Origin of the sequence: Synechococcus sp. CBW1002 (genome assembly GCF_015840915.1) — a bacterium.
GTDB lineage: Bacteria > Cyanobacteriota > Cyanobacteriia > PCC-6307 > Cyanobiaceae > CBW1002.
The window spans coordinates 1,887,893-1,911,376 of record NZ_CP060398.1; the positions used below are offsets into that span (position 1 = coordinate 1,887,893).

Below are 23,484 nucleotides of genomic sequence, written 5' to 3' on the forward strand. Positions count from 1 at the left end.
GAGGGCGGTGGGACCAGGTGGGCCATGCACAGGGAAGACGCTGGCTTCAGCGTTCCCCGGGTCGGTCAACAGCAGGGTTGCTGTGCTGCTTGGGACTCAGTGCCCGGGCATTTCGGAGGTGCGCAGCATCAGAGCGAACCAGAGGCAGCCAATGGCCACAGCGGCTCCAACCGCTGCCTGAAGGCTCACGTGCACGATCAGCAGGGGAATCAGCAAGGCGAAGCTGACCGCACCCAGCACGGGCGTGATGGCCACGAAAATGCGCAGGCCGCGGCGGGACGAAGAGGAGGTCATCGGGGGGACACGGCGGGTGTCAGAACCACTCGGGGGCGGCCTGATGGGACGGATTGCTGTTGTCTTCCGGGGTCAACCGGCGGAAGTCGAGGGTGATGTTGCGTTTCTGCTCCCCATCTGCGGCCACGGCCTCGATCGGATAGACCTGCTGGCCGTCGCGGAAGGGCACCTGCACCCGGAAGGTGCCATCGGCGGAGAGGGGTACTTCCTCGCCGCCGATGGTGAGGCGGGCGGCTGGATCGGTGGCGCCATAGACGATCAGCTCAGCGTCTGCGACCAGCCAGAACGAACGCTGCCGGGGGGCTACCCCGCCTGCGCCGGAGGACTGGCGTCCGCTGGCCCAGATGCCCGCGCCTGAGGCGTGCTGTCCCTGGTGTTCGCTGCCGCTCTCCTGGAGCTCATGGAAGGCTTCGGAGCCACGGCCCAGTTTGCGCCAACGAGCTGTAGCCGTCTGATAAAGCCTCTCGTGCAGGCCGGAATCGCTGCTCTCCACGGGTGTCGGCAGCGAAGTGGGAGCTGCTTCGAGGGTGAAGGGAACGAACTGATCGAGGATCTGCTCGCTCGGATGCAAGGCTGGAACCCGGGCCACCGAGGAGAAGGCCAGAGAGATCCATCCGCCGGAGCTGCCTTTGCGGTACCCGAGCTCCACCCGGTAATCACGATCACTGAGCGGCACCGGTAGGTACCACTCGGTGGCATGGCTGTCGACCACCACTTCCTGCAGGGTGTGGGGATGGGCTGAGCCTCCAGCCAGGCCGGTCATATCCGCGACCCGCAGACAGAGCTGGCTGGCACCGGCCTGAAGGGCGTGAGCCAGGTCGGCTTCCGAGATCTCCCAGAACACGTAGGCCCATTGGGGATCACGCGGCAGGAAGACCACGCGGGTCTCTGCATCCGGCTGTGGAGCCGGTTTCATCTCGGCTTCAATCGCCTGCAAGGACAGGCTGCCCTCTTCATGGCGCGAGCTGATCGCGTTGAGCAGCTCCTCCTTGGATTTACGGCTGTAGAGGCTGACCCCCAGATCGCTGGCCACCTGACGGAGCTGTCTCAGGGTCAGTCGCGCCAAAGTGGTCAGAGACTGGCTCACAGCATCCGGGTACGATTGAGAAACAGTTTGAAGCACTTTCTCCGCGATTTGCCGGACTGGCCCTGAGGGGTCAGGATCCACTGACCAGGGGCAGGACCAACAAAAAAGCGGTGCCGAAGCACCGCCTTCTGATCCGGATGACCCAGTGGCGCTGAAGCTGTGAAACCTCAGCGACCGATGCTGCGATAGGGGACCTTGGAGAGATAATCCATGCCGGTGTTGCCGGCGGCGGCGCCACGGGTGCGCATGGCAGGCAGCGTCCGCACCCAGGGGAGGTAATCCTCGGGGAAACCGCCACGGCGTTGGCGGGCACGCTCGGGGTAGGCCTTGGCGGTACCGGTGTAGACGATCTGGGGGAAGCCCAGAATGCCGCGGTGGTAGGCCTCGTAGCGGGGTGAGGTGATGTTGAAGGGGGTTTCGCCGACGCTGCGTGAACCAACCACGCGGTTGCGGTGGTAAGGAACCGTGTCGTAGCCGAAGTTGTCCAGGTATTCCTGGCTGTCGAGGATGTCATCCACCATCCCCCGGACCCCACGGGTCATCAGCACGGCCGACCAGGCGATTTCCTCGGATTTGCCGTAGGTCTGGCGACCCAGCAGCTTTTCCACCAGGTGGCGAGCCACGCGGTAGTTGCTGTTGAGGTTGTAAAAGCTGCGGGTGAAGGTGTCCGACAGGCACAGGGAGCGGATGAAATCACGCACCGTGATCTGGCCATCGCGCAACTGGCACTCAAGGGTGCGGTCGCGGTCCACCTTGAAAGCGTGGAAGAAGATCTGCCGATAGGCGGCCTCAATCACGAAGTTCTGGTCTTCGCGATCCATGGCCTTGTCCATGGACACGGCCTTGGGATCCTCGTCTGAACCCACCCGGAGGGCATCCACGCGGGAGTTCTGCGTCGTGGGTGCGTACTTCAGGAGAGGAAGGGCCACTCGTGCTCAGGCATCCGTCTCGGGGATCGTAGAAGTGCGGCCCCGTCACGACTCATCGCCCCCTGGCAGGGCTCACAGTCCGTAACGTTCGACACCGGGTTCACCAGCCCAGACTTCACCAGCCCAGTGGAGAGAGCAGGCGTCCGTCCTCCGGCGCTTCAGCTGGGGTGGGCCCGGCGGTCGCCTCAAGCACCCGGGTCTCCACGCAGAAGGACGCGGTGTTGGAGAGTCCCTCGACGGTGCTGGTGCGCAGCCGCACATCGGGCCCCGCGAAGCTGAACCGCTCCAGGCTGCTCATGGTTTCGTAGTCCGTGCTGAGCAGCAGTCCGTCGCGATCGTCCATCTGGAAATGCCCGGCCACCGGGGCCGTTTCGGCATAGCCACGATCGCGCAGCAGCAGGCCGGTCCTGCCCTTCTCGTCGGTCGGAATCAGCCCGAAGACACTCTCGCCTTCATGGGCTTCCCCGGCCTTGTCCCAGGCCATCGACCCGCTCCAGCGCACCCGACAGCCGCCCGCCAGCCCGTTCGGATCCTGGCCGTGCAGGGTCGCCACCGCCACCAGCAGGGGGTCAGTGGCGGAGAGTTCCACCACCTCGATGTAGGAGCCGCCCGCTTCGGCGCGGCGATGGAGCAGGTGGTGGCTGCTGCGCTGTGACCGCCAGCGGCCGCAGCTGAGGCGGAAGAAGCTGATGGCGTCGCTGATCGATCCGCTCACGGGACCTCGGGTTGCTGCAGCGATGATGGCAAGGCGCTCAGCCCGCAGGCGGTCGCGCATCTGTCTGCGGCGGGTCAGTCTGCGGCGCATCTGTCGACAGGCGAGCCGTGGCCTGCTCGCAGCTCCAGCGGATCAGATCCTCCAGGGTCAGCGCCAGCGGCGTGCAGGCTCTCTGGCGGGCCAGGTCCTCCAATTGCTGCCCCAGTTGCCCCAACTGGTCCAGGAACGCTTCGGCGAAGTCAGCATCGGCGGCAAGCAGCGGCTGACTCCAGACCCAGAGCTGCACCTGTTCGGGTCTCGGCAGGGGGCCGTGCTGCGCGCCGGCAATGGACTGGAACGTCCGCAGGCCGTGGGCCAGCAGGCGGAGGTGATGGCGGTCGAGCGCCGGCAGCAGGGTGGTTTCGATCGCCTCGAGCTCCTCGATCAGGAGCGGGCCGCGGGGCGCGGGATCCGTTGGGCTCACGGCTCAGGGATTGGCTGAGGCGGCCGCCACATCGCTCGGATCAGGCCTGGGGGTGAGGCGGAAGCCACAGGAATGACCCTCCGCCAGGCGCCAGTGCACCCGCTCGACGCTGCAATCGGGAAAGGTGTGACGGATCATCTGCAACTCCTGATCACAGACGCAGGGGAACTGTTCGGCGATCCGCATCACCGAACAGTGGTATTCGCTGAAGACCCAGCTGTCGTCGTCCGCCACGCACTCGGCCACGTAGCCCTCACGCCGCCTCAGTTCCACCAGGCGATCCAGGCGCTGCGGCAGGCTGCCAACACCGATCTGGAGCTGGTAATCGCCGGCCTTGTCGATCGCCTGGCGGTTGAGCAGATCTTTGATGGTATCGGGCGGCAGGCTGTTGGCCATCGAGCTCAGCAGGCTGAGGGTGAACTGCTCACTGCCGTTCGGGAACTGGTTATGGCCGCTGGCGGTGAGGCTCCAGTGATTGCAGGGACGGCCAGGGCCATCCTGCGAGGGACTGGAAACGACCAGGCCTTCCTCCTCCAGGCTGCGCAGATGGCGGCGCATCACCTGAACGGAGACCGCCAGCTTCTGGGCCAGGGTCGCGGCAGTGGCATGTCCATGGCGCAGCAACAGCGTGAGCGCCGCCTCGCGGGTGCTGGCCTGGTTGGATACCGGGGCTGGGGCGGTCATGGCTCGCCACTGACCGTCACACCATGCCACGCACGACAGGTGGATGGGGGGCGCGCCGCGGCAGTCGTGGGGTCACAATGAACCTTCACCCCAAGGCTCGGACCCCTGCCCTAGGCTCGGGCAGATACGAAACCAGACGGTTTCGTATCCGAGTGATCCGTCCTGGGCTGGGTGCCCTCTACCTCCTGCTTCATGTCCGACGCCGCTGCCGCCCCCTCCGCTGAGAGCCTTGAGGTGATCCGCAAGTTCGCGGAAACCTATGCCCAGCGCACGGGGACCTATTTCTGCAGCGATCCGGGGGTGACGGCCGTGGTGCTGGAGGGTCTGGCCCGCCACAAGGATGATCTGGGCGGTGCGCTCTGCCCTTGCCGTCACTACGAGGACAAGCAGGCGGAGGTCTCCCAGGCTTTCTGGAACTGCCCCTGCGTGCCGATGCGCGAGCGCAAGGAGTGCCACTGCATGCTGTTCCTCACCGAGGACAACCCCTTCCGCGGCGACAGCCAGACGATCAGCATGGAAGAGATTCGCAGTCATACCGCCGGCTGATCACTACTGAACTCCCGTCCGCCGCATCCATCCATGAGCAGCACCGCCACCGTTGGGGATCTGGTTTCGCAGCCGTACAAGTACGGCTTCGTCACCGATATCGAGACCGACAAGATCCCCAAGGGGCTCAGTGAAGATGTGGTGCGCCTGATTTCGGCCAAAAAACAGGAGCCAGACTTTCTGCTGCAGTTTCGTCTGCGCGCCTACCGGCAGTGGCTGGAGATGGCTTCTCCCGACTGGGCAGCACTGGGTTTCTCGCCGATCGACTACCAGGACATCATCTATTACGCGGCACCACGGCAGCAGGAGAAAAAGGCCAGCCTGGAGGAGGTGGATCCCAAGCTTCTCGAAACCTTCGACAAGCTTGGCATCCCCTTGAGCGAGCAGAAACGGCTTTCGAATGTGGCCGTCGATGCGGTGTTCGACAGTGTCTCGATCGCCACCACCTACCGCGAGAAGCTGGCCGAGCATGGTGTGATCTTCTGCTCGATCAGCGAGGCGGTGAAGGAATTCCCCGAACTGATCGAGCAGTACCTCGGCACGGTGGTGCCCAGCAACGACAACTACTTCGCGGCCCTGAACTCAGCGGTGTTCAGCGATGGCTCGTTCGTGTTCATACCCAAGGGGGTGGAGTGCCCAATGGAGCTCTCCACCTATTTCCGCATCAATTCCGGCGACACCGGCCAGTTCGAGCGCACCTTGATCGTGGCGGAAGAGGGGGCTTCGGTGAGCTACCTCGAGGGCTGCACGGCGCCGATGTTTGACACCAATCAGCTGCATGCCGCGGTTGTGGAGCTGGTCACTTTGGAGGATGCCGCGATCAAGTATTCCACCGTGCAGAACTGGTATGCCGGTGATGAGAACGGCAAAGGTGGGATCTATAACTTCGTCACCAAGCGCGGCCAGTGCCGTGGTGCGCGCAGCAAGATCAGCTGGACCCAGGTGGAAACAGGCTCGGCGATCACCTGGAAATACCCCAGTTGTGTGCTTCAGGGTGCTGATTCAGTGGGCGAGTTTTATTCCGTCGCCCTGACCAACAACTGTCAGCAGGCCGACACTGGCACCAAGATGATTCATGTTGGGCCCCGCACCCGCTCCACGATTGTCAGCAAGGGCATCAGTGCCGGGCGCTCCTCCAACAGTTATCGCGGTCTTGTGCAGGTGGGTCCCAAGGCTGTGGGGGCCAAGAATTACAGCCAGTGCGACTCGATGCTGATCGGCGACCAGGCTGCCGCCAACACCTATCCCTACATCCGATCGCAGCAACCTGACGCTGCGATTGAGCATGAGGCCAGCACCTGCCGCATCTCGGAAGACCAGCTTTTCTACCTCCAGAGCCGTGGGATCGGTTTTGAAGAGGCGGTGTCGATGATGGTGAGCGGCTTCTGTCGTGATGTGTTCAACCAGTTGCCGATGGAGTTCGCGGCTGAAGCCGACAAGCTCCTCGCCCTGAAACTCGAGGGATCGGTGGGTTGATCTCCTTCAGCTGCTGCCATCCCTAGACAACATTTTCTCCGTTCAGTCTTTCCTCTGCCTTCCCTGTTGCTGTGATCCGTTCCGACGCCCCCATTCTGCTTGAGATCTGTGATCTCCATGCCTGCGTCGAGGACAAGGCGATCCTCAAAGGCGTGAACCTCACCATTCGTGCCGGCGAGATCCATGCGGTGATGGGTCGCAACGGCAGTGGTAAGAGCACCCTGTCCAAGGTGCTGGCCGGCCATCCCGCCTATCAGGTCACCGCGGGCACGGTGCGTTACAGGGGCGAGAATCTGCTGGATCTGCCTCCGGAGCAGCGGGCCAGAATCGGTCTGTTTCTTGGGTTTCAGTACCCGATTGAGATTCCCGGGGTGAGCAACCTCGAGTTCCTGCGGGTGGCGACCAATGCCCGCCGGCTGGAGATGGGCGACGAGGAGCTCGATACCTTTGCCTTTGAGGATGTCGTGCGCGACAAGCTGGCCGTGGTCCAGATGGATCCAGCCTTTCTGGAGCGTTCCGTGAATGAGGGCTTCAGCGGTGGCGAGAAGAAGCGCAACGAGATCCTGCAGATGGCCCTGCTCGATCCACTGGTGGCGATCCTCGATGAAACCGATTCCGGCCTCGACATCGACGCCCTGCGGATTGTGGCTGGTGGTGTGAACCATCTCGCCACGGCCGAGAACGCCACCCTGCTGATCACCCATTACCAGCGCTTGCTGGATGTGATCACTCCCGATTATGTGCACGTCATGGCCGCGGGCCGCATCCTTCGTACCGGTGGCAAGGAGCTTGCCCTTGAACTTGAGGAGAGGGGATACGACTGGGTCGATCAGGAGCTGGCGGTCCTTGAGGCCGCAGCCCATGGGCGTACACCGGTGGAGGTGGGCTGATGGTGACGTTGCCTGTTTCCATGCCATCCACGGCCGTGCGCTCCTCCTCGACCCTCGAGGCCTGGACGGGTGATCTCATCGCCTCTCTGCCCCCTGCGACCGGTCCGCTGGCACCGTTGCAGGAGCAGGCCCGTGCGGCCCTGTCGGAGCTTCCTGCCCCCCATCGCCGCCAGGAAAACTGGCGCTTCACCGATCCGGCCCTGTTGGCGGCCACCTCACCGCGATTGCTGCGGCCTGAGCAGGCTGCTGGCACGGCGTCGGCTCATCTGTGCCTCCGTTTGGATGGCAGCGCCGACCCTCTGGATGGGGTGGCGCTGCCCGCGGGGCTCGAACCGATCGCCGGGGCAGAACTGCATCAGCGCCTCGGCGCGGTGCTTGAGGCGACCGGTTGCGCCCACCACTGGCTGACCCAGCTCAACCAGGCGGCAGCCCAGCAGGTGCTGGCTCTCCGCGTTTCCGGGGTCGTGGCATCGCCACTGGAGCTGCTGCTTCCCGCTGGGGCCAGCGATGGGCTGCTGCCCCTGAGGGTGTTGCTGCTGCTGGAGGACGGGGCCGAACTGGAACTGCTGCAGGTGCATACCGCCAGTGGTGCCAGCGCCACCAGCCTGGTGCTGGAAGCCCATCTGGGTCGTGGCGCCCGTCTGCGTCATGGGCTGCTGGCTCAGGGACATGCCCAGGCGTCGCTGCTGGCTCAGTGCGCCTACGTGCAGGAGAGTGGCAGTGACCTCAGCGTCGTGAGCGGCTGTGCCGGTTGGGGCCTGCTGCGCCTCGAGCCGCGGGTGAACCAGCGCGATGGTGCGGCCCACACCAGCCTGCGGGGCCTGCAACGGGTGATCGATCGCCAGATCGCAGACACCCACAGCCAGGTGACCTTTTCAGGACCCGACGGCCAGCTTGAGCAGGTCCACAAAGCCGTGGCCGATGGCCAGGCCCGTAGCGTGTTCAACGGAGCCGTGCGGGTGCCTCGCCAGGCGCAGCGCACCAATGCCTCCCAGATCAGCCGCAATCTGCTGCTGTCCGATCGGGCGCGCATCGACACCAAGCCCGAGCTCGGGATCGTGGCGGACGACGTGCGCTGTGCCCATGGCGCCACCGTGAGTCGCCTGCAGCAGGACGAACTGTTCTATCTGCAGAGTCGTGGCATCGCGGCCGACCAGGCGGCCCGTCTGCTGCAACGGGCCTTCTGTGAGGAGGTGCTGCGGGAGCTGCCGGCCATCGCCGCCGCCTGGCGCCCGATCGATCGTCTGCTGGGGGAGGCCTGAGCTGATGACCCCAGCTGCTGATGCTCTGCTGACGCCCGACGCTGCCGTCTCGCCGGCGGCGCGTGACACCGCCCCATCCATCTCCACACCGCCGGAGCCTCAGGATTCCGCCGCGGCGCCACAGTCCTATGAAGACCTGGCCAGCCTAACCCGTCCTGATTTCCCGCTGCTCGCCCAGACGGCCTGCCTCGGCGAGCCCCTGATCTATCTCGATCATGCCGCCACCAGCCAGAAGCCCCGCCAGGTGCTGGAGGCTCTGCAGCACTACTACTCCCACGACAACGCCAATGTGCACCGGGGCGCCCATCAGCTGAGTGCGCGAGCCACCGAAGGTTTTGAAGGAGCCCGTGGCAAGGTGGCTGCCTTCGTGGGGGCGGCCAGTGCCCGCGAGATCGTCTACACCCGCAACGCCAGCGAGGCCATCAACCTGGTGGCGCGCTCCTGGGGTGAGGCCAACCTGCGCTCCGGCGATGAAGTGCTGCTCTCGGTGATGGAGCACCACAGCAACCTGGTTCCCTGGCAGCTCCTGGCGGCCCGCACCGGGTGCGTGCTCCGCCATGTGGGCCTCACCGAAACGGGCGAGCTGGACCTCGCCGACCTGCGCCGCCAGATCAACGAGCGCACCCGCCTGGTCAGCCTGGTTCAGGTCAGCAACACCCTCGGTTGCCTCAACCCGGTCGCGGAGGTCGCCCCCCTGGCCCACGCCGCCGGTGCGCTGCTGCTGGTGGATGCCTGCCAGAGCCTGCCCCATCTACCCGTGAATGTGGCCCAGCTGGGCTGCGATTTCCTGGTGGGCTCGTCCCATAAGCTCTGCGGCCCCACCGGCATGGGCTTCCTCTGGGCGCGCGAGGAGTTGCTCGAGGCCATGCCTCCCTTTCTGGGGGGCGGCGAAATGATTCAGGACGTCTACCTCGACCACAGCACCTGGGCGGAGCTGCCCCATAAGTTTGAAGCCGGCACCCCCGCCATCGGTGAGGCGATCGGCATGGGTGCCGCTCTGGATTACCTCCAGGGCCTGGGGCTGGAGCGCATCCACGCCTGGGAGCAGCGGCTCACCCGCCAGTTGTTCCAGCGCCTGCAGGCGATCGAAGGGGTGCGGATCCTCGGACCCACCCCGGAGCAGCAGCCTGATCGGGGGGCGCTGGCCGCCTTCACCGTCGATGGCCTGCATGCCAATGACATCGCGGCCCTGCTTGATTCGGCCGGCATCTGCATCCGCAGCGGCCATCACTGCACCCAGCCGCTGCATCGCCTGTATGGCATTCCCGGTTCAGCCCGGGCCAGCCTCAGTTTCACCACCACTCCCGAGGAGATCGACCGCTTTTCTGATGAGTTGAGCGGCACGATCGGTTTTCTGCGGGAGCACAGCTGAGCCCCAGGCTTCAGATCGGCTCCAGCTGGGCCAGTCCTTCAGCCCGCTGTGGGCCGTTCCAGAGCCAGGTCCAGCGCCAGCCTGCTGCTTCGGCCTGTCGCACGATCACGGCACGATCGGCTGGGTGGTCCAGCTGATCGATGTGGTCGATCACCTGGGTGCGGGCCTCGGCGGGCAACACCGACCATTGGCTGTGGATCCGGTGTCTGTAACGCCCCAGGTAGTCCTGACGGGATTCGCCTGGATCGCGGAAGACATCAGCCCAGAGAAGGAGTCCGCCGGGGGCGAGGCGCTGGCGGGCCTGGCGCAGAAACTCCGCTTTTTCGCTGTCTGAGAGATGGTGGAGCGCAAAGGCCGTGTGGATCAGATCCACGGGTTCGTCGTTGCTGGCTGCCCAGACACGCAGATCTGCCGCCTGCCAGCGGCTGGGATAGGGCACGGCTCCCAGGGCCTGGCGGGCCAGGGGTAAGACCTGGGCGGTGAGATCGATCCCCTCGTAGCCCCCCAGGGGGAGTTGCCGCCAGACAGGCGCGAGTGCGCTCAGATCGCCGCAGCCCAGATCCACGGCAAGGGGCGGCCGGGTGCCGGGGGCACGTGCCTCAAGCCAGGAGCGCAGGGCCAGTGCGGTCGCTGCGGTGAGGTCAGCGTGTCCCATCAGATCGTGCTGCACCACGGCCCGGTAGATGCTCCAGTTCTGTTCGAACAGGTCCATCGGCACAGCAGAGTGCATGGTCACAGTCTTGTCGACAGGGCCCCGACCGCACCCTGCCTGACCAGCCGCGTCCCCAAGCTTCGGAGATTGTCCCCTGTTGGGGGCATCGCAGCCTGGCCTGCTTGCCGAAACTGGAGCCAACGAGAGCCAGGAAGCCCGCCATGGCAGAACCCACCATGACGACGAACAGCAGCAGCTGTCTGGGGCGCACCTGTCTGAAGTGGGAAGCCGATGGCGACCTCACCGCCCTGGATCTGAAGCTGGTGCTGGAACGTCTGGCTCAGGTGGATGCTGATGTGGCGGCCCTGCTCCAGGGCTCTCTGGATCGCGAAGCATGGCCATCGATGATCTGATCACCGGGTCTCTAGTCGACGAAGTCTCTGGCGGCAAGTTGCTGAGACTCTTCGGCCAGAGGGCGGGCCGGGCCAACGGGGTTGTGCGCTGGTAACGAACTACCCGCTGCCCCGCGCTGCGATGGGCATCTTGAATCAGCACTCCTAGGCTGGTATCACTCTGAGATGGAGGCCCCATGGCCACCTGCGATCGATCGACCCCGGCTCCGGCGGTTCCCGCGGCGGATGCCCTGCACCACCTGAAGGATCTGCTGCAACACGACCCAGCCTTCGCCAAGGACCTGCGCGCCACCGACTCCACCGAGGCGGCGGCGCGCCTGGCAGCCAGGCACGGCGTTGCGGTGACTCCGGCAGCCCTCTGGCGCAACCGCGGCACCCTTGTGGGCGGTGGTCTGCCCACCTGGCGCGGCTGAAGCCGCGGCCTGGCTCTGGCCCCTCGGTTGCAGTCCGAGGGGCCATGGAGTCGGGCTACACAGGCCCGCCACCACCCCGAAGAACACGCTCGTACAGCCAGTCCCAGAACGAATTCCGCAGGGCGAGGGCCATGTGCATGCCCTTGGACAGGTCGGCCTGGCCGCCTGGGGTCATGGCAAAGTCGATGGCGATGGCGTTGATCCTGGCCTGGCGCTGATCGTGGATCGCTGTACGCAGCGGGAAGAACACAGTGTCACGGGGCTCAAGCGTGCCCAATCGGCCGATTGCATCCAGGAAGGGCTGGTAGATCGCCGGCACGATGCTTTCGCTACCCAGACCCAGGGCGCCCAGGGCTTCGGCTGGAGACCCGCTGCTCAACAGGCTGAGCAGAAGATCTCTCCAAGCGACCACATAAACGTGATCGATGCTGGGATCGGTGCCAATCATCCCCAGAGCCTGCCGGAAACGCTGGAACAGTTCGGGGTGCGGGACCCCCACGATCCAGTCGGCTTCAATGCCGCAGCGGTGCAACCCCGCGAGCTCCTCAGGCTCATAGTGGCCCGATTCCTGAAGGAGGTTGGCCAGCAGGGGATTGCGGTGGTCCGGGTTCTCCAGTCGTGAAATCAGCGCCGTCAGATAACGGGGGAAGTGGGCCGAGTAGCCGTAGTAATGCCGGGAAAAATCACCCAGAGCAAATCTCAGGTCAGGCAGCGTTCCCGCCGAGAGGGCTGTGAGGTAAGGATGCCTTGTCGCCCGGTGCATCAGGGCCTGGCTCACCAGATCGTCGACATACTGAGCTGCAATGTGTTGATCCTGAGAATCTTCAGGATCAACATGGGGAGAGGAATTGAGTTCGTTGCTTGGGCTGTTCTCCACTTGCCTGTCGTTTTGTCTGTCGTTCCGGATCGCGTTGCCACCACCGGTTTTCTGTAGGGCGCGGGCCTCGTCAGGACCCAGCAGCCCCGGCTCCTGGCTGGCTGAACGATGACGGCACTGGTTGTGCAGTCGCCTCCTCCATCAGTCCCCTGTGACCGCCAGTTCATCCTGAAATGCCGCTGGGTTCCTCGACCAGTCCCCAAGCGGGGGTATCGGCCCCGGCTGCATGGGCTCGATCAAGGCCAGGCCATGAAGCTGACCGGCTCGTACTTGGCGATCGTGATCCGCCAGGCCCTGATGGCCAGGTCCCCAAGGCTGCTGAGCAACGCCTCCGTGTCACCTCCACCCACCCAGTTCGCCTTCAGTTGTGGCAGCTGGTCGCGCATCGCTTCCATCGGCAGTTCGACCAGCAACAGGCTGGGATCCCCAGCAGCCCGTTGCAGAGGGCCTTCGTCGCTGCGCTGCCAGAGGCGCAGCAGCAGCTCCAACGCCAGGGTGCGACCGTCATCGCCGGGATCGATGGCGTCAGCAGCAGCTGCTGACTGGGATTTTCCGGAAAGAGGCAACGCACGCTTCCCCCCAAACTCCACCAGGGCCAGGGCCACGAGATAGGGAGCGTCGGTCATCGATGCAGCGTGCGGGGAGACTCCACCCTGCAGGTTCGCCGGGCGGCGCTGGGATCCTGCGGCGACAGATGAGCAGACGTCCCTGAGATGTCACAAGCTGCCCATCGATTCAGGGCTTTGGGGGCTGGTCCTGGGATCTGTCGGACCTCGCAGCGCCTGCCGCCCAACGCCTAAGTTTGCCCAGGCTTTCATTGCTCCCAGCCAGGGGCCATCCGCGGAGCATGGATCTCACGCCCTTTCTGGCCAATGCTGGTCTTGGCACCCCTGAGGAGGGTCTCGAATCGATCGAGATTCCGGGCCGTGTTGCGGTGGTGGCCAAAGGTCGCTTTCTGCTGCGGGCCTTGTGCCGCAGCTTCGGGGGGTATTCCCGCATCACCTGTGCTGTGACCGATCAGGAGATGTGCCTGGATTATCTGGCGGCGGAAGCCAGTGATCCCTATGAATTGCTCGTCTGTACCGATTATCTGGAAAGTGGCAATGGTTTCGATCTGGTGCGTCAGGCCCGCCAGCTTCATCCGAAACTTCATGCCGTGATCCTGGCGCTGGGTGATGCTATTCCTGCCGAGTGCATCGAAGCACCATGGCTGGAAGCCGTGGTCGCCGAGGCGGATTTCGTGGATGATCAGCAACCGCTTCAGGCCGCCGTGATGGCGGTGCTGGGCGGGCACTCCTACCGCAGCCCCTCCCTGCGGACGGGCATTCTTCCCTACCTGAGCTGTCCCAGACTCACGCCGCGTGAGTATGAAGTTCTCGACCTGCTCGCCAGTGGCCTCAGCGATCGGGAGATCGCCAAGCGACTGGTGGTGAGTGATGAAACCGCCCGCACCTACACCAAGCGCTTGCTGCAGACCCTCAACGTGCACAACCGGCTCCAGGCGGTGCTCAAGGGAATGCGCTGCGGCATGGTTCAGGTGTGATCGGTGGGATGGGTTGGGTCAGAGGATGAGGGGAGACATGATGGAGTGACAGGGCTGCAAGTGCATTTTTTGGTGCCATGGTCAGCCCACGAAGACCCTCTACCCCCAGCCCAACGCCACCGCGATCTCAGGATCGTGAAGAAGCGAGCGTTTCTGCGCCGGCTGGCCGGGATCAGGCGTCGTGCAGCTGCCTGATCCCGGCCTCGCGCGCTGACTCCCCATTGCCCTGGAGCCACAGTTCCGCCTGGGCGCTGTGGGCCACATCAAAAAAGCGTGTCTCCGCCGACGTGAAGCGCGACAGCAGCTTCTGCACCAGTTTCTGCCAGTTCTGCTGGCCCACCACGGCCACCCGGCGCGGGGCGCTGCGATGCTCCCGGATCAGCGACAGATGATCACCGAGGGCGGCCAGGCCCGACCAGCCGTCGAAGGCGCGCAGATCGAGCAGCAGTTTCACCGGCGTCACCCGGCTGAACAGGGCGGCGATGTCTGCGTCGATGTGGTCGTAGGCACTGGGCTCCAGCCTGCCGATCAGGCGCACTTGAATCACACCGTTGTGTTCATCGAGATGGATGCTGCCCAGCGACTCGCCCAGCCAGATCCGGGCCTCCTGCTCCTGCTCCGTCGGGAAGTTGCGGATCGGGCAGGGCATCAGGGCGCCGATGGCCCGGATGGTGGTGCGCAGCCAGGGCACATCGCTCACCACCGCGATCCGCTCGAAGCCGCGCCAGTGGCGCAGGCCGAGCAGGGTGTCGTCCCAGGCGGCGGCGAGGTCATAGCCCTCGAAGGCCGGCCCGAAGCGCAGCAGGGTCTTGATGCGGTCGTGCTCTTCGATGGCCCGCTCCATGGCGGGGACGAGCACCGTGTCGTAGTCGTGGCCACTGATCTGGCCGCTGAAGGCGAAACCCAGGGTGCCCTCCGGCAGACCTTCGATCGTCTCGATCATCGTGATCCCCCGCTGCGCCCGTCCTGTTCGCAAGCTAGGCAGAGCTGCTGAGGTTGCCCATTGTCGTTCGCGCCGGCCGCGATGATCGGGGCCTCAACCCATCGCCGCTTCCTCGGCGCCCACTCCCATGAACATCGACGGCAAGGCCTGGCGCACCGTCTGGCTGGAGCCGGGTGGTCGCTCGATCGGTGTGATCGATCAGACGCGGCTGCCCCACCAGTTCGAGACCCGCTCGCTCTCCACCGTCGAGCAGGCCGCCGAGGCCATCGCCACGATGGTGGTGCGTGGCGCGCCGCTGATCGGTGTGACGGGCGCCTATGGCCTGATGCTGGCCCTGCAGGCAGATCCGAGCGATGGGGCGCTGGCGGTGGCGTTCGAGCAGCTCAACGCCACCCGTCCGACGGCCATCAACCTGCGCTGGGCCCTGGAGCGGGTGCGGGATCGTGTGGCTCCACTGCCGGAGACCGAGCGGGCCGCGGTCGCCAGGGAGGAGGCCGCGGCGATCGCGGAAGAGGATGTGGCCATGTGCGAGGCGATCGGAGCCCACGGGCTGAAGATCCTGCAGGGGCTGGCGCTGGCCCGGCCGGCTGAGCGGCAGGGCCAGCCTCTGAATGTGCTCACCCACTGCAACGCCGGCTGGCTGGCCACGGTCGACTGGGGCACGGCCCTGGCGCCGATCTACAAGGCCCACCGGGCTGGCCTGGCCGTGCATGTGTGGGTGGATGAGACCCGCCCGCGCAACCAGGGCGCCAGCCTCACCGCCTTCGAGCTCGGCAAGGAGGGCGTGCCCCACACCGTGATCGTCGACAACGCCGGTGGACACCTGATGCAGCACGGCCAGGTGGATGTCGTGATCGTGGGCACCGACCGCACCACGCGCCGCGGCGACGTGTGCAACAAGATCGGCACCTATCTCAAGGCCCTCGCCGCCCACGACAACGGCGTCCCCTTCTATGTGGCCCTGCCGGCCTCCACGATCGACTGGACCCTGGCCGATGGCGTGGCGGAGATCCCGATCGAGGCGCGCTCGGCCGCTGAAGTGACGTCCATCCAGGGCCGCGTCGCTGCAGAAGCGGTCACGGTGCAGCTCACCCCCGCTGGCAGCGCCGGCTTCAATCCGGCCTTCGATGTGACGCCGGCCCGGCTGGTGACGGGCCTGATCACCGAGCGCGGTGTGGCTCCCGCCAGCGAAGCAGGTTTGCAGACCCTCTATGCCTGATCGATCCGGGCCTGATCGAGTCCTGGATGCAGAACCGCATAGGCATGGTGGATGGCGGCGACCAGAGCGTCCGTTTCAATCGGTTTACTGAGAAAGTCGTTGATGCCGTCAGTGAGGGCGGCGCGGCCGGTGCTGGGGGCGACATCGGCCGTGACCGCCAGGATCCAGGGATGAATCGGATCGCCACTGCTGGAGCGGATCCGCCGTGTTGCCTCCAGGCCATCGAGCCGCGGCATGTGCAGATCCATCAGGATCAGATCCGGCTGCTCGGTGGCCTGCATGGTCACCGCTTCTTCCCCGTCGACGGCGAAGCTGGGGGTGTAGCCAAGGCGGCGCAGCACCAGTTCGCAGACCCGCCGGTTGACGGCATTGTCGTCCGCCACCAGCACCCGCAGGGGGTGGCTCTCCGCCATCGTGCCCCGAACCGGCTGGTCAGGAGACGGGCCGCTCGCCACGGCGGCGCCGTCGCCGTCTGTTGGGGGTGGTTCCAGCGATCGCATCAGAATCTGCCCCAGGGCGACCGGTTTGATCGGCTTGCTCAGCACGGCCTGGACGTTGCTCCCATCCACCTCCTCCCCCACCCAGCGGATCACGATCACGGGCCGAGGCTGCCGCTCCGATCGCTCCCGCAGCGTCGTCACCAGGGTGCTGATTCCCTCTCCGGGCAGGGCTGTGTCCAGCACCACAGCCTCGATCGTCTGTTTCTCCAGCTGGCCCAGGACCTCGCCTGCCGTTGAGGCTGCGTGGGGCACCATCCCGAGGAGGCGGCAGTGGCTTTCCAGCAGGCGCTGATTGGTGGGGTTGGCCATCGCGATCAGAACGCCGCGCTTCTCGAAGAGCCTTGCCTGGGGGAGAGGATCACTGAGCGGGATGGCCTGGGTTCGGAACGTCAGAGAAAAGACACTGCCTTCTCCCTCGGTGCTCGTCACGCTGATGTCTCCACCGAGGGCGCGGGCCAGTCTCCGGCAGATCACCAGGCCAAGGCCGGTACCGCCATGAATGCGCGTGGTGGAGGCGTCGGCCTGGGAAAAGGCCTGAAACAGGCGGGCGATGCGATCGGCAGGAATCCCGACACCGGTGTCGCGCACGGTGATCTCGAGTTTGCAATGGTCCTCAGGCAGGGATCCATGGCTGGTCACCTCCACCACGATCTCTCCCCGCTCTGTGAATTTGGTGGCATTGCCCACCAGGTTCATCAGGATCTGGCGCAGGCGGGTGGGGTCGGTGAGGATGACGCTGGGTACTTCCGGGGCCAGCAACAGCACAAGTTCGATCCGCTTTTCCCGTACCTGGGGGGCATAGAGATCGAGCACGTCTTCGATCAGGGGGCGCAGAGCACAGGGCTGCTCCTCAAGCTCGAGCCGGCCGGCCTCGATCTTGGAGAAATCGAGGATGTCGTTGAGCACACTGAGCAGGGTCTTGCCGCTGCTTTTCACCGTGTCGAGGCACTCCCGCTGGTGATCGGTGAGCTCGCTGGCCAGGACCAGATCGGTCATGCCCAGCACGCCGTTGAGGGGCGTGCGGATTTCGTGGCTGAGGGTGGCGATGAAGTCGGTCTTGGCCTGGTTGGCCAGGTCGGCAGCGGCAGCGGCGGCCTCCGCCAGCTGGCGTGCATCGGTCTGTTCCAGCAGGGCCTGGGCTCGGGCCTTCAAGGATCGATAGGCATCGAAGCCCGCCAGAAAGGCCAGGCCGCCGCTGCCGACAAGAGCGAGGATCAGGGTGATCCGCAGCGGCAGCACCTTTTCCTCGATCTGAGTCGTGGACAGATCGAGGCCAACCAGGCCGATCACCTGGCCGCTTGCATTGCGGAACGGTGCGTAGCTGCTCAGGAAGGTGCCCCATCTGTCGGTGTAGGGGGTCTGGCTCACCTGAGTTGTTCCCTGCTGGAGCGCCCGCTTGGCCGCTGGGAGTGCGTCGGTGTACAGCTCGCCGAGCTTGGCGACGTCTGTGTCGTCGCCATGGTTTTTCACGTAGTACGAGGTGTCCACGCCGAAGCGCAGGCCCTCGGAGGAGGGCCGAAGGGTGTAGGCGTAGTAGATCTCCGGCACCTCCGAGCGCAGTTGGATCAGGGGCTGGCTCACCTGTTGGTAGAGCGGGCCGCCGAGCTGATCGGCCCGCTGCAGCTGGGCGATGGCCTTGGTGTCGATCTCGGCGGCGGCGATGCTGGCGAGGCTGCGCAGATGCTCCCGCAGCTGGTTCTGCATCGTGCGGGTGGCGACCCGATAGGTGACCGTGAGGGCCGCGGCGGCCACCGAGAAGATCGTGATGCCTGTGAGCAGCGCTTCCCGGCGGATGCGCCGTTCTGACGGCACCGGAGGCGTGGGAAGGGGCACGGGGAGCCGATCGTGGCCGAACCCAAGCCTGCCACGCAAGATCGTGCGGTGTAGCACCGCGAGCAGCCTGATGTCCGAGAGGACCTGGGCTGCCTAGCCTGAGGCCGTGCCGGAGAAATGGGCTGCCGTGGCTTTTGCCGACCCACGTGACTCTCGCGCTGTTCACCTGTCTGTCGAGGCCTCCAGCGTCAGAGTCGCTTCCACTGGGGCGGTGACTGCCGCCGCTGTGTTTCTCTTCCTGGCGGGTGGCCTGCCGAGTCGGGCGCAGGTGGTGTCGCCTGATGGTCAGGGTGCCTGCCCGGAGGGCTTCCTGGCCATTGGAGAGGCCTGCGTCAATCCCACTTCTCCCCCAGGCTGGACCTATCCAAAGCCGGCGGATCTGGACTGCCTGCCCGAGTGGATGGATATCCCAGCCAACGACGAATGCCTGCGGATCTGAGGATCGACCTGGCTCTGCGGCCTTTCCCACTCCGACTGGGTGATGGGATCTCCGATCCGTAGCCTCGGTCCGTCCCCTGTGCCCCCAGGCCGCCGCCCATGCCCGTGCTCAACCGCTGGTCGGATGCCGACGCGGCCGCGGCGGTCGCCCGCTATGGCGCCGAGGGCGTCAGCGAAGACCTGGCCCTGCGCACCTACTCGGCCCGCCTGCTGGGCGCCGATCCGGAGCTGGTGCTGCACGGTGGCGGCAACACCTCGGTGAAGACCAGCTGCACCGGCCTGCTGGGGGAGTCGATCCCGGTGCTGTGCGTCAAGGGGTCCGGCTGGGATCTGGCCACGATCGAGCCACCGGGGCATCCGGCCGTGCGGCTGGAGCCGCTGCAGGCCCTGCGGGCCCTGAAGGCCCTCAGCGACGAAGACATGGTGGCCGCCCAGCGCCGCAACCTGATCGATCCGGCGGCCCCCAACCCCTCGGTGGAGGCGCTGCTGCATGCCTTCCTGCCCCACAAGTTCGTGGACCACACCCACGCCACCGCCCTGCTGGCCCTGGCGGATCAGCCGGATGCCGAGGCCCTCTGCCGCGAGCTGTACGGCCCGCGGGTGGCCCTGGTGCCCTATGTGATGCCCGGCTTCGATCTGGCCCTCGCCGCCGCCCGGGCCTATGAGGAGGCCGCCGCCGCCGCGGCTGAGCAGTCCATCGAGCTGGAGGGCATGGTGCTGCTCCAGCACGGGCTGTTCTCCTTCGGCGCCACGGCCCAGCAGAGCTATGAGCGGATGATTGCGCTGGTGCGCCAGGCCGAGGAGCGCATTCAGCGCGCGCGTGGCGCGGCAGGGCCGAGCCAGCCGGCTGCCGTGCCGGCGCCCGCCACCCCTGCGGCGGCTGTGCTGCCGATCCTGCGCGGTGCCTTGAGCCGTGCCGCCGTGGCCGAAGCCGGCCCGGCCGCCGCCGCTCCAGTGCCCCGCCGCTGGCTGCTGGCCCTGCGCGACACCCCCCTGACCCGGAGTGTGGTGGACGATCCGCGCCTGGCGGACTGGGCGCAACGGGGTGTGGCCACCCCCGACCATGTGATCCGCACCAAGGCCCGCCCCCTGGTGCTGCCGCCATTGCCCGCCACGGCGGAGCCGGCCGTGCTGGCGACCTGGGCCGCCGAGCTGGAACGGGCCCTGGCGGCCTACCGCGCCGACTACAAGGCCTACTTTTCGCGTCAGAACGCCCGTGTCGGCGGCGGGCGCCAGCCGCTGGATCCGCTGCCTCGCCTGGTGGCGATCCCCGGCCTGGGCCTGGTCGGCCTTGGGGGCAGCGCTGCGGCGGCGGCAGTGGCGGCGGATCTGGCGGAAGCCTGGGCCCAGACCCTGCTGGCGGCCGAAGCCGTGGGTCGTTTTCAGCCCGTGAACGAAGACGACACTTTTGATATGGAGTACTGGAGCCTGGAGCAGGCCAAGCTCGGCAAAGGGCGCGAGAAGCCCCTGGCCCGCCAGGTGGTGCTCGTGACCGGCGGCGGCGGTGGCATCGGTGCCGCCACGGCCCGGGCTTTTGCGGCCCAGGGCGCCGAGCTGGCGGTGCTGGATCGCGATGGTGCGGCGGCGGCGGCCACGGCAGCCGCCTGCGGCAAGAAGGCCCTGGGGATCGCCTGCGATGTGACCGATGCCGCCCAGTTGCGGCGGGCCATGGAGCGGGTCTGCCTCCACTTCGGCGGCCTCGACATCGTGGTGAGCAATGCCGGCGCCGCCTGGACTGGTGCCATGGCCGATCTGGAAGACGAGGCGCTGCGGGACTGCTTCGAGCTCAACTTCTTCAGCCATCAGCAGGTGGCCCAGGCGGCCCTGGCGGTGTTCCGCGCCCAGAACGGCTGGCGCCGCAATGATCTGGCCGGCGATGCGCCGCGGCTGGGCGGCCAGCTGCTGTTCAATGTCAGCAAGCAGGCCCTCAATCCAGGCCCCAACTTCGGTGCCTACGGCATCGCCAAGGCGGCCCTGCTCGCCCTGATGCGTCAGTACGCCCTCGAGGCCGGCGAGGAGGGCGTTCGCGCCAATGCGATCAATGCCGATCGAATCCGCTCCGGCCTGCTGGATGAGGCCATGATCAAGCAGCGTTCTTCCGCCCGTGGCGTCAGCGAAGACGTCTACATGGCCGGCAATCTGCTGGGCGAGGAGGTCCGCGCTGCTGATGTGGCCGATGCCTTCGTGGCCCTGGCCCAGCTGGGCCGCACCACCGGCGCCGTGCTTACCGTCGATGGCGGCAACGTGGCGGCGATGGTGCGCTGAGGTGGCCCCAGTCGTATTGATTGGATGCGCGATCTTTACATAACGCAAGGGACCGTGCGGATGCAAAGGCTTGTAGTACCGTAGGGTTGTTGGGCACCAAGGCTAAGACCATGGACCAAGAACAGCTTTCCAAGATATTCGCCGAAAATCCCACTTATCTTGAAGACATCGGCAAGCTCGGTACTCCTGATGAAATTGTGGTTTATCTGTCACAGAAAGGCGTCACCGTTACAAGTGGCGATTTGATTCGCTACGCTTCAGAATCGGTTACGGAGCTCGATGATGCAGCGCTTGCGTCCGTTGCTGGTGGGGCTTGGACGAACAGTGATGACAATGATAGAGCGGTAGTGAGCGGCGTTATATCCTTCGGCATGATGGTAAAATAAATTTTAATCCACTTAGTACTTAGTATCCAATCAGCTACCTAAAACAATGTCTTTCCAGCAGCTTGTTGACGCTTGCCAAACAGATACAACATTGGCGGAGGCGATAAAGACTTCAGAATCCATTGATGGCATTTGCGCTCTTGCTCTCCAGCATGGAATTAGTGTGACGCCAGAAGAGGTCATCAAAGGAACTGCGGCAATTACATCTGAATTGTCAGATGCAGATCTTGCTGGCGTAGCAGGAGGGTCTTGGTCTGGAAATGAGGGAGTAGATTCAGGCCTCGCGTGGGCGGGTGGAGTTGTTGGTGCTGGTGTAGCTGTACCAGCAGCAATGGCAGCCACTGCGATTCTTATTAAGTAATCCCGAAGACCTTGCCCGCTTTCTGCTGGCAAATTTTAGGAAAGCTATCATTTTTGGCCGCCATTTGGGCGGCCTTTTTTGTTGTAAGCCAATGCCTGCTGCTGCCTCCGCTAGAGCCTTCTCCTTGCGCTGCAGCTCCTCCTACTCCTTCGGAGCAGTCTTCGGCTAGTGTGCCGTCCTGCAAATAACAGCTAGAAACAGGAGTGTCACCCGAGGTGCCCTGTGGCGCTTGGTCGTCCGATGCCTCCGCTGGTCCTCAGCGAGGACGAAGTTCAGCAGTTGCGGGCCCTTGCGAATTCCCGGTCGCTGCCGCATTCGATCGTGCAGCGAGCCCAGATCGTCCTGGCCTGCGGAGCAGGCGAAACCAATACGGCGATCGCCAAACGAATGGGACTGACGGGCATGACCGTTGGCAAGTGGCGCAAACGGTACCTGGAGCTGGGCTTGGAAGGCCTCCATGACGAGCTCAGGCCTGGCCGGCCCCGCACCTATGAAGACGACAAGGTGGCTGAGGTGATCAACCGGGCCCTGCAGACCAAACCCACCGACGGCAGTACCCAGTGGTCCGCGCGCTCACTCGCGGCTGCCACTGGCGTCTCCAAGACCACCGTTCACCGCTGGCTGCAGATCTTCTCGGTGCAGCCGCACCGCCAGAAGACATTCAAGTTGTCGACGGATCCTTTCTTTGTCGAGAAGGTCAGGGGCATCGTCGGCCTCTATCTGAATCCTCCGGATAAGGCGATGGTGCTCTGCGTCGACGAGAAGACGCAGATCCAGGCCCTGGACAGGACTCAGCCGCTGCTGCCCATGGGCCTCGGTTACGTCGAGGGCGTCACCCATGACTACATCCGCCACGGCACCACCACCCTGTTCGCCGCCTTGGACGTGGCCACCGGTGAGGTGATCAGCCAGTGCAAGCCCCGGCACCGGCATCAGGAGTTCCTGGGCTTCCTGCGGCAGATCGAGACGTCCGTCCCCGAGGACCTTGATGTCCACCTGATCGTGGACAACTACTGCACGCATAAGCACGCCAAGGTCCGTGCCTGGCTGGCACAACGGCCCCGCTTCCACGTGCACTACACACCCACCTACGCCTCCTGGCTGAACCAGGTGGAGCGCTGGTTCGGGATCATCACCCAGCGGGCGATCCGGCGCGGCAGCTTCTCCAGCGTCAAAGAGCTGATCGCCAAGATCGAGCAGTTCGTGGCGGCCTACAACAAGACCAAGGCCCCGTTCAACTGGACGGCAACCGCCGACTCGATCCTGGAGAAGCTCCAGCGACTTTGCTCACAAATCTCCAGGACGGGACACTAGCCGCAGGCTTCCGCGAAGCGGTAGGAGCTGATCGCCAAGATCGAGCAGTTCGTGGCGGCCTACAACAAGACCAAAGCCCCGTTCAACTGGACGGCCACAGCAGATTCAATCCTGGAGAAGCTCCAGCGACTTTGCTTGCAAATCTCCGGGACGGCACACTAGAGGGCCTTGATCTCCCGCTGGTCCTGGAGCCTTTCGAGCTCCTTCTGCTCAGCCATCGTCAGCACCGGCTTGGCATTGGCATCCTGGGCTGCCTGCCGCCAAGGGTTAACCTGCTCAGGGTACAGCCCTCGCTCCCGGCAGTAGGCACTGAGCGCGGTGGCGTACTGCTTCGCAGGCCTACGGCTACAGCCCTGCCGTCTCCAGCACCACCGTGAACTTGTCGGTGGCGACGCCCCAGCCCTCAGGATCCTTCTCGGATGCCGGCACCACCTCCCCCTGCAACCGCCAGGTCTTCCTCCATTTGTAGAGGGTGATCACGTGGCTGCCCAGTTCTTCTGAAATCCGGGCCACGCTCTGGCGTTGCGGCGGGTCATCCGCCTTCTCAGATCAGCCTTGACGGCCTCGCTGTAACGACGCATCGAACCACTCCATCAAGCCTACTCTTGA

The 23,484-nt window shown here is 65.1% G+C and carries 26 protein-coding genes and 1 pseudogene; 15 read left to right on the top strand and 12 right to left on the bottom strand.

Translation table 11 applies throughout. The features are described 5' to 3' along the window. Positions 1-96: 96 nt before the first annotated feature. From H8F24_RS09100 to sufR, 6 genes are all read right to left on the bottom strand, one after another. Positions 97-294 carry a hypothetical protein gene (locus tag H8F24_RS09100; protein WP_197158676.1) on the bottom strand — a complete coding sequence of 66 codons (198 nt, stop codon included), beginning with the start codon at positions 292-294 and terminating at the stop codon, positions 97-99. A gap of 19 nt (positions 295-313) precedes the next feature. Then, a complete protein-coding gene (locus H8F24_RS09105) occupies positions 314-1,381 on the bottom strand; it encodes a DUF4912 domain-containing protein (protein ID WP_197171844.1) in 1,068 nt (355 codons plus the stop codon). Between the two features lie 167 nt (positions 1,382-1,548). Further along, positions 1,549-2,310, bottom strand: a complete 762-nt coding sequence (locus H8F24_RS09110; RefSeq protein WP_197171846.1) for a phycobilisome rod-core linker polypeptide — start codon at positions 2,308-2,310, stop codon at positions 1,549-1,551. Between the two features lie 115 nt (positions 2,311-2,425). Next, positions 2,426-3,025, bottom strand: coding sequence for a phycobiliprotein lyase (locus tag H8F24_RS09115; RefSeq protein ID WP_197159071.1), 600 nt, complete (start codon positions 3,023-3,025; stop codon positions 2,426-2,428). 37 nt (positions 3,026-3,062) lie between these two features. Next, positions 3,063-3,488, bottom strand: coding sequence for a hypothetical protein (locus H8F24_RS09120; protein WP_231598203.1), 426 nt, complete (start codon positions 3,486-3,488; stop codon positions 3,063-3,065). 3 nt (positions 3,489-3,491) lie between these two features. Further along, positions 3,492-4,172, bottom strand: coding sequence for an iron-sulfur cluster biosynthesis transcriptional regulator SufR (sufR, locus tag H8F24_RS09125; RefSeq protein ID WP_197171848.1), 681 nt, complete (start codon positions 4,170-4,172; stop codon positions 3,492-3,494). A gap of 192 nt (positions 4,173-4,364) precedes the next feature. Here sufR and H8F24_RS09130 point away from each other — a divergent pair, with 192 nt between their 5' ends. The 5 genes from H8F24_RS09130 to H8F24_RS09150 all read left to right on the top strand — a co-directional run bounded on the left by H8F24_RS09130 (position 4,365) and on the right by H8F24_RS09150 (position 9,718). Next, on the top strand, positions 4,365-4,718 hold the full coding sequence (locus H8F24_RS09130; protein WP_197171850.1) for a ferredoxin-thioredoxin reductase catalytic domain-containing protein: 354 nt from the start codon (positions 4,365-4,367) through the stop codon (positions 4,716-4,718). Between the two features lie 33 nt (positions 4,719-4,751). Continuing rightward, on the top strand, positions 4,752-6,194 hold the full coding sequence (sufB, locus tag H8F24_RS09135) for a Fe-S cluster assembly protein SufB (RefSeq protein WP_197171852.1): 1,443 nt from the start codon (positions 4,752-4,754) through the stop codon (positions 6,192-6,194). Positions 6,195-6,265: 71 nt separating this feature from the next. Continuing rightward, positions 6,266-7,084 carry a Fe-S cluster assembly ATPase SufC gene (gene sufC, locus H8F24_RS09140; RefSeq protein ID WP_197158682.1) on the top strand — a complete coding sequence of 273 codons (819 nt, stop codon included), beginning with the start codon at positions 6,266-6,268 and terminating at the stop codon, positions 7,082-7,084. A 20-nt stretch (positions 7,085-7,104) separates the two neighbouring features. Next, positions 7,105-8,346 carry a Fe-S cluster assembly protein SufD gene (sufD, locus tag H8F24_RS09145; RefSeq protein WP_370594821.1) on the top strand — a complete coding sequence of 414 codons (1,242 nt, stop codon included), beginning with the start codon at positions 7,105-7,107 and terminating at the stop codon, positions 8,344-8,346. Between the two features lie 4 nt (positions 8,347-8,350). Beyond that, positions 8,351-9,718 (top strand): SufS family cysteine desulfurase, encoded by a 1,368-nt coding sequence (locus tag H8F24_RS09150; protein WP_197171856.1) that lies wholly within the window; start codon positions 8,351-8,353, stop codon positions 9,716-9,718. Positions 9,719-9,728: 10 nt separating this feature from the next. On the opposite strand, the gene H8F24_RS09155 is transcribed toward H8F24_RS09150, so the two are convergent. Then, on the bottom strand, positions 9,729-10,430 hold the full coding sequence (locus H8F24_RS09155) for a trans-aconitate 2-methyltransferase (RefSeq protein ID WP_197159073.1): 702 nt from the start codon (positions 10,428-10,430) through the stop codon (positions 9,729-9,731). A gap of 161 nt (positions 10,431-10,591) precedes the next feature. Between H8F24_RS09155 and H8F24_RS09160 the strand changes: the two genes are divergently transcribed. Next, complete coding sequence (locus H8F24_RS09160) at positions 10,592-10,783, top strand: hypothetical protein (protein WP_197172590.1); 192 nt, start codon at positions 10,592-10,594, stop codon at positions 10,781-10,783. A 176-nt stretch (positions 10,784-10,959) separates the two neighbouring features. Then, on the top strand, positions 10,960-11,196 hold the full coding sequence (locus H8F24_RS09165) for a Nif11-like leader peptide family natural product precursor (RefSeq protein WP_197171858.1): 237 nt from the start codon (positions 10,960-10,962) through the stop codon (positions 11,194-11,196). A gap of 55 nt (positions 11,197-11,251) precedes the next feature. Here H8F24_RS09165 and H8F24_RS09170 read toward each other — a convergent pair whose 3' ends face one another. Both H8F24_RS09170 and H8F24_RS09175 read right to left on the bottom strand, forming a co-directional pair. Then, positions 11,252-11,974 carry an iron-containing redox enzyme family protein gene (locus H8F24_RS09170; RefSeq protein WP_197158687.1) on the bottom strand — a complete coding sequence of 241 codons (723 nt, stop codon included), beginning with the start codon at positions 11,972-11,974 and terminating at the stop codon, positions 11,252-11,254. A 335-nt stretch (positions 11,975-12,309) separates the two neighbouring features. After that, entirely contained in the window at positions 12,310-12,699 is a 390-nt protein-coding gene (locus H8F24_RS09175) for a hypothetical protein (protein WP_197158688.1), read from the bottom strand. A gap of 221 nt (positions 12,700-12,920) precedes the next feature. Here H8F24_RS09175 and H8F24_RS09180 point away from each other — a divergent pair, with 221 nt between their 5' ends. Next, positions 12,921-13,616: a response regulator transcription factor gene (locus H8F24_RS09180; protein WP_197158689.1), complete on the top strand. Its 696-nt coding sequence runs from the start codon at positions 12,921-12,923 to the stop codon at positions 13,614-13,616. A gap of 172 nt (positions 13,617-13,788) precedes the next feature. Here the strand turns inward: H8F24_RS09180 and H8F24_RS09185 are convergent, their stop codons facing one another. Next, complete coding sequence (locus H8F24_RS09185) at positions 13,789-14,559, bottom strand: STAS/SEC14 domain-containing protein (protein ID WP_197159074.1); 771 nt, start codon at positions 14,557-14,559, stop codon at positions 13,789-13,791. Between the two features lie 127 nt (positions 14,560-14,686). Here H8F24_RS09185 and mtnA point away from each other — a divergent pair, with 127 nt between their 5' ends. Next, on the top strand, positions 14,687-15,778 hold the full coding sequence (mtnA, locus tag H8F24_RS09190) for an S-methyl-5-thioribose-1-phosphate isomerase (RefSeq protein ID WP_197171860.1): 1,092 nt from the start codon (positions 14,687-14,689) through the stop codon (positions 15,776-15,778). On the opposite strand, the gene H8F24_RS09195 is transcribed toward mtnA, so the two are convergent. Beyond that, positions 15,769-18,111 (bottom strand): response regulator, encoded by a 2,343-nt coding sequence (locus H8F24_RS09195; RefSeq protein ID WP_197171862.1) that lies wholly within the window; start codon positions 18,109-18,111, stop codon positions 15,769-15,771. The genes mtnA and H8F24_RS09195 overlap by 10 nt on opposite strands. Positions 18,112-18,322: 211 nt before the next feature. Between H8F24_RS09195 and H8F24_RS09200 the strand changes: the two genes are divergently transcribed. The 6 genes and pseudogenes from H8F24_RS09200 to H8F24_RS19420 form a co-directional block, all read left to right on the top strand. Continuing rightward, positions 18,323-18,550 carry a hypothetical protein gene (locus H8F24_RS09200; RefSeq protein WP_197158692.1) on the top strand — a complete coding sequence of 76 codons (228 nt, stop codon included), beginning with the start codon at positions 18,323-18,325 and terminating at the stop codon, positions 18,548-18,550. A 98-nt stretch (positions 18,551-18,648) separates the two neighbouring features. Next, positions 18,649-20,814 (top strand): bifunctional aldolase/short-chain dehydrogenase, encoded by a 2,166-nt coding sequence (locus tag H8F24_RS09205; protein ID WP_197171864.1) that lies wholly within the window; start codon positions 18,649-18,651, stop codon positions 20,812-20,814. Between the two features lie 89 nt (positions 20,815-20,903). Continuing rightward, positions 20,904-21,200 (top strand): hypothetical protein, encoded by a 297-nt coding sequence (locus H8F24_RS09210; RefSeq protein ID WP_231598205.1) that lies wholly within the window; start codon positions 20,904-20,906, stop codon positions 21,198-21,200. 46 nt (positions 21,201-21,246) lie between these two features. Further along, complete coding sequence (locus H8F24_RS09215; protein WP_197171868.1) at positions 21,247-21,561, top strand: Nif11-like leader peptide family RiPP precursor; 315 nt, start codon at positions 21,247-21,249, stop codon at positions 21,559-21,561. Between the two features lie 240 nt (positions 21,562-21,801). Next, complete coding sequence (locus tag H8F24_RS09220) at positions 21,802-22,875, top strand: IS630 family transposase (protein ID WP_370594808.1); 1,074 nt, start codon at positions 21,802-21,804, stop codon at positions 22,873-22,875. Between the two features lie 36 nt (positions 22,876-22,911). Beyond that, positions 22,912-23,037, top strand: a pseudogene (locus H8F24_RS19420) (IS630 family transposase); the annotation flags it as partial. Positions 23,038-23,220: 183 nt separating this feature from the next. On the opposite strand, the gene H8F24_RS19425 reads toward H8F24_RS19420, so the two are convergent. Beyond that, on the bottom strand, positions 23,221-23,388 hold the full coding sequence (locus H8F24_RS19425; protein ID WP_231598206.1) for a hypothetical protein: 168 nt from the start codon (positions 23,386-23,388) through the stop codon (positions 23,221-23,223). Between the last annotated feature and the right edge of the window lie 96 nt (positions 23,389-23,484).